This window comes from Nitrococcus sp. (assembly GCF_059432795.1).
Genome location: NZ_JBXWZQ010000019.1, coordinates 1 through 5,402 on the forward strand (window position 1 = coordinate 1; position 5,402 = coordinate 5,402).

The 5,402-nt window shown below is 62.8% G+C and carries 4 protein-coding genes; 1 reads left to right on the forward strand and 3 read right to left on the reverse strand.

Annotated elements, in window-relative coordinates; genetic code table 11:
• Positions 1 to 71: 71 nt before the first annotated feature.
• Together AC52Q4_RS01905 and AC52Q4_RS01910 are read right to left on the reverse strand one after the other, a co-directional pair.
• Positions 72 to 572, reverse strand: coding sequence for a type II toxin-antitoxin system RelE/ParE family toxin (locus AC52Q4_RS01905; RefSeq protein WP_495535110.1), 501 nt, complete (start codon positions 570 to 572; stop codon positions 72 to 74).
• The gene (locus tag AC52Q4_RS01910) at positions 569 to 1,579 is read right to left on the reverse strand and encodes a tyrosine-type recombinase/integrase (RefSeq protein WP_495535111.1); all 1,011 of its coding nucleotides are present in this window, start codon (positions 1,577 to 1,579) and stop codon (positions 569 to 571) included. Before AC52Q4_RS01910 ends, AC52Q4_RS01905 begins: the two co-directional genes overlap by 4 nt.
• 189 nt (positions 1,580 to 1,768) lie before the next feature.
• On the opposite strand from AC52Q4_RS01910, the gene AC52Q4_RS01915 reads away from it, so the two are divergent.
• On the forward strand, positions 1,769 to 2,827 hold the full coding sequence (locus AC52Q4_RS01915; protein ID WP_495535112.1) for a DNA-binding protein: 1,059 nt from the start codon (positions 1,769 to 1,771) through the stop codon (positions 2,825 to 2,827).
• 78 nt (positions 2,828 to 2,905) lie between these two features.
• Here AC52Q4_RS01915 and AC52Q4_RS01920 read toward each other — a convergent pair.
• Positions 2,906 to 5,402, reverse strand: a 2,497-nt coding sequence (locus tag AC52Q4_RS01920) for a response regulator (RefSeq protein ID WP_495535113.1), incomplete at its 5' end; no start/stop codon positions are given.

Sequence of the window (5,402 nt, forward strand, 5' to 3'; positions counted from 1 at the left end):
AGAGGCGCCAGCACTTCTTCGCGCAAAATTTCGCCGGGGTGTGGGGGATTGTGCATCATGGCTAAACCTCGCTAGTGATAGTCCACCAAATCGACATCCGACACATCTTCGCCCTCGAAGCGAAATACCACTCTCCAATTGCCGCTGACTGCCACTGCCCAATATCCTTGACGCTCGCCCTTGAGCGGGTGCGCTCGTAGCCCTGGCAGGCCTTGGAAATCGGCGGGGCTTGTCGCGTTATCAAGCACGGCTAAGATCCGGCGCAGCCGCTTGACCTGCTCCGGCGGTACACCTGCCGCGTTTCCCTTCAAGTACAGCGATCGCACCCCTGTATGTCGGAAGCTTACAATCACCGGAAAAGTGTAGCGCGTAACGTATCGCGCTACAAGGCGTGGCACAACACGCTCCAAGGCCTCGTCAGGGAATCGTCGGCGTGGGCGTAGGGAGGCACGGCGGAGGAGATGTAGCGGGCGGGCACCGGCGAGGCGCAGCACGGAGACGGCGAGGTTGCGCCGGGAAGAGCCATGTATGGGCACCGGCGCCGCGGTGGGCGCGGCAGCGATCCTCGTCATATGTCTCTGCGTTTCAAGAGCTTGCCGGCGGCGTTGGCTTCAAAAGCAGCGGCTTCTTCGACATAGCCCTGTACGGTGGTGTCGTGCCGCCAGCCGCCTTGGCGTTTGATGTCCAGAAACTCGGCGCCGGCGCGGTGGGCGCTGGTTGCCAGGCCGCGGCGCAGGCTGTGGCTGCTCAGTTGTCCCGCGTAAGGCAAACCGGCTTGCGCGGCACGAGCGACAAGGATGGCATTGACGCTGCCCGCGCTTAGGGCCGCTGCTCCGATCGCGCCCCAACGGTTGATCCGGCGAAACAACGGGCCGTGCTCGATGGCGGCAAGGCTCAGCCAGCGCTGCAGGATCGTCGCCGGGCAACAAATGCCCTCGCCATAGGGAATCGCTCTCGCAACGCCCTGACCGGTCTGGTCGGTTTTCGAGCGTGGCAATGTGATCCGCAGACCCTGCGGCTCCCAGCAGAGATCCTCGACGCACAGCCCGACCAGCTCCTGGCGCCGGAATGCGCCGAAAAACCCAATTTGCAACAGCGCGTTATCGCGTAGCGCGGCCGGCGTCCCCCGCCCGGCCAAGACCGTGACGATCCGCTCCAGATCCTCCACGGACAACGCCTTCGCCTTCTGCCGCGGCCGGCCGTGCACACGCTCGATGCCGCGCAGGGTCTTGCGCACGGTGGGCGTTACCGTCGGGTCGGCAAAGCCCTGGAAACGATGCCATTGCGACAGCGCGGCAAGGCGCAGACCGAGCGTGCGCGGATTCAGGCCGTCGGCGAAGCCCAGCAGATAGCGCACCACCGTCGCTTCCTCGCACGGCAGCGAGCCGCCCCACGCCAGAAAATGGCGAATGGCCGAACGGTAGGCGCGGCGCGTGTTATCGGCGGTGGCGGCGGCGAGAAAACGCTCATGCTGGCGCGTCAATTCCTCGGGTGTCGCAAGTGTACTGGCGGTACGGTTTCGTAGCGCCCCACGGCTTCGAGAAACGACGCCGGTCTCCAGGCGCTTTTCTTCTGTCATGTGTGCAATCGCTCGTTGGCGGGATTTCGTACCAAGCGTCGCATATTTTGCGTCACTGGATCGTCGTGACTGACGATAATTTACTTTATCGCTAGTTAGATAACAACCTAAATTACCGTCTTCTTCATATACCATTATCGTACTATTACGTGTTACGTTATTTATTACTTTATTATCCAGAGGTGCGGGATGGCGCGTTCCGGGGTTACCTACTTCCAGGTTGCACAGGCCGCCGCTCGACTGGCGGGCGAAGGCCGTAGTCCAACCGTCGACGGCATTCGTGACGCGCTTGGCGGGACCGGAAGCAAGAGCACCATCGCGCCCTTGCTCAAGCGCTGGAAGGCGGAGCACGCCGAAACCCTGGCAGAGGCGGATGCGGGGCTACCGGGCGAGCTCGTACAGGCCGTGAAGGGGCTATACGAGAGAGTACAGGCGGAAGCCGCCCTGGAGCGCGAGCAACAGCAGCAGGCCCATGAAACGGAATTGCATGCCATACAGGAGCGCTTGCGCTCCTTACAGGACGCACACGCCGCGCTCTGCGAGCAATACGAGCGCGAGACGCAATCCCTGGAAGCGGCGTTGCTCGCGATTCAGCAGCTTGAGGCCATACGCCAGAACCAGGCGGTCACATTGGCGGGCCTGCGCAGCGAGAACACGGGACTCGAGCAACGCCTTGGCGAACGCTCCGCCGAGTCGGCCACGCTAGCAAGCCAATTGACCCAGGCGCGCGGGCAATTCGAACATTACCAAGAAGCGATGGCGCGGCAACGCATGCAAGAAAAAGAGGACGCGCAGCGCTGTCAGCAACGCTTGGAGCGGGAGTTGGACCAATACCGGCAACAGGTGCTCGCGCAGCAAGCGCTATTGAGCGAGGCGCAGTCTGAGGTTCAGCATCGCAGCGACGAAACTGAGCGCCTGAAACAGGTCATCGAAAGGAGCGAGGACGCTCTGGCAAATGCGCACGCTCGGCACGATCAAGCCGTCTGCCAGCTTACGGAGCTCACTCAGCGTTATCGTGAACTCGAGCAACTTCATTTGGCGGCGAGGGACGCCCGGGCGGACTGCGCCAGCACGCTTGCAGCGACGGACAAGGAACGCGCGCTATTGCGCGAGCAACTCGAAGGAATGGAACAACGGCTCGGGACTCTGACTCTGGAGAACATGGGTCTGCTGCAAGAAAAAGCGGTTCTATCCGCTCAGCTTCGCCACCGCCAGGATGTGGCGCCCTCGTCACAAAAGCCTCGCTGAACGGCAGCGCGCACGACCTCGGCGCAAGGAGCACGTGGCCGCACCCCGGCGTGCGTCTGCGGGAATCAGCGGCAGGGGTCACTGCCCTTGGGCCGCCGTCAAAACCGCGTCGATCATCTGCTCGGCGTCGTCGGATTTGGAAACGAACACGGCCGCTCCGGCATTGATCATCGCCCTCACCATCGCCTCATTGTCGTCGACCGATAACGCCACGATGCGCACGTCGGGCCAGCGACCGCGGATCTCCCGGGTCGCCTCCACACCGTTCATGCGGGGCATGTTGACGTCGATGAGCACGACATCCGGGTGATGATGCTCCACGGCCGCTATCGCATCCACGCCGTCGGCGGCCTCCCCGATCACCGCCAAACGGGCATCGCCGGTCAGCACGTTAGTGATTCCTTCCCGCACGATGGGATGGTCGTCAACGACGAGTATGCGCACCTGACGACCCGCATCCGGCGCACCGGTTTCCAATGGGGGGCGAGCTGCCCCCGGGCTGTATAGTTCCGTATGAAGCGCTCTGGGGGCGTCCTCGGCGACTTCGGCGAGCGGAACCCGCAGCTCGATACATGTCCCCTCTCCCGCTACCGAATTCAGCGTAACGTCTCCTCCGAGTGCGGCGAGACGCTCGCGGACGCTGAAAAGGCCGATCCCCGGCTGTTTGGGGTCGTGCTCCCAGGCAACGGCATCGACATCGAAGCCCGCTCCCGTGTCCTCCACGGCAACGTGCAATCGCTGTCCGGTTTGCCGTACGCGCACACGCGCTTCGTTGACGCCCGCGTGCTTGACGACATTGAACAATAGCTCACGGACGGTTTCGAACAGCAGCGCCTTGGTGTCGTCATCCAAGGGAAAGATTGTTTCTTCCCCGTCGATGGTGACGCGCAAGCTATGCAGCCTGTACAGCTCCGCTACCAACCACCGCAGCGCCGACATCAAACCGCTTTCGTAGAGCACCGGAGGGCGCAGTTGGCGGGTGAGATCGCGTGATGAATCCACCGCCTGATCGACCATGTCACTCACGCCCTCGAGCGTCGCGGCCGTCGCCGCATCGAGCGCCTGCGAACGAGCCTGGCCGATGCGTATCTTGACCGCGACGAGAAGCTGCTGCAAACCGTCATGGAGAATGGCCGCCAAACGCCTGCGCTCGCGCTGCTCCGCCGAGGTCAGCTCCCTTGCCAGACGCCGTAACCGCCCGGTCTGCTGGCGCAACTCGGCCGTACGAATCTCCACGCGTCGCTCGAGCGTCTGGCTCAACGCGCGCAGGTGACTCTCGCTCTCACGCAGCGTCTGGCTCGACTGGTCACGCTCGAGGGCGATGCTCGCGATGTGCGTGCCGAACTCCGCCAAGCGTTGCTCCCATTCACTGGGCACGTGCGGGCGATCGAAGCAGAGCACGAACGATCCCAAAAACTGGCCCTCGATACCGGGGATGGGCGAGCAATAACAGGCCAGGAGGTCGCGCGCGACACAGTTTTCGCGCCACTGCGACGGCCAGGACGCATCATTGGCGATATCGGAACAGACCACCGGTTGGCTGGAAATCCCCGACTCGCCGATGGCGAGCGCCTTGATCATCTCCGCGAACGAGGGCCGCAGATCCGGCCTTGGATTGACCGAATCGGAGAAAAACCTCCCGCATTCGCTCGCGAGCAGGATACTGGCTTGGGCATCCGGATTGAGCCGCGGAACCGCCTCGCACAACGCAAGGAGGCAATCATTGAGCGAGACACCGACGGCGATCATCTCCAGCAGCTTCTGCTGCTCCACCAAAAGCTGTTCCGCTTGTTTGTTTTGCGTGATGTCGATGAACCCGGTAATGGCGCTGTCCAGCCGACCATTCTCATCGGCAATCGGGTCGACGTTGACGAGCACATTGACGCGCGTGCCGTCGGAACGCTCCAGGACGAGATCCCGATTGCGAACCCCGCGGCCTTCCTGGAGCGCAAGCGTCATAGGTGTCTCGGTTTGAGGTAACGGAGTGCCGTCCGGCCACCAAAGCTTGAATGATCGGCAAAACTGCTCATGGGCATCGCCGATCTCGGGAGCACGCCCCCAGATATCGACCGCATAGTCGTTGAAAAACGTGATTTCCCCCGATTGCGCGTCGCAGGCGTAGACCGCGACCGGCAGAAGGTCGACCAACCGACGGTACCTTTCCTCGCTGTCGCGCAGCCGCTGCTCCGCGCGCTTGCGTTCGATGACCAGCGAAGCCGAGTCCGTGGCAATGCCTGCCAACTCCCGCTCCGCCGGGGTCGGTTGGCGAGCCTCGCGAGAGAACATGGCAAACGTTCCGAATATCTCGCCGCTTGCCGAGACGATGGGGGTCGACCAGCAAGCCCGCACGTCATGCGACAATGCCAGATCGCGGTAGTGGTCCCAAAGGGGATCCGTAGCAATATCCGAGACATACACGGGTTTGCGCGCATGGGCCGCCGTGCCGCACGAAGCCGCGCCCGGGCCGATGGCGAGTCCGTCGATGGCCTGTTTGATTGCTTCGGGGACGTTCGGCGCCACCCCGATATGCAGATATCGCCCATCCGAATCGAGCAGCGAAATGGAGGTGAGTATG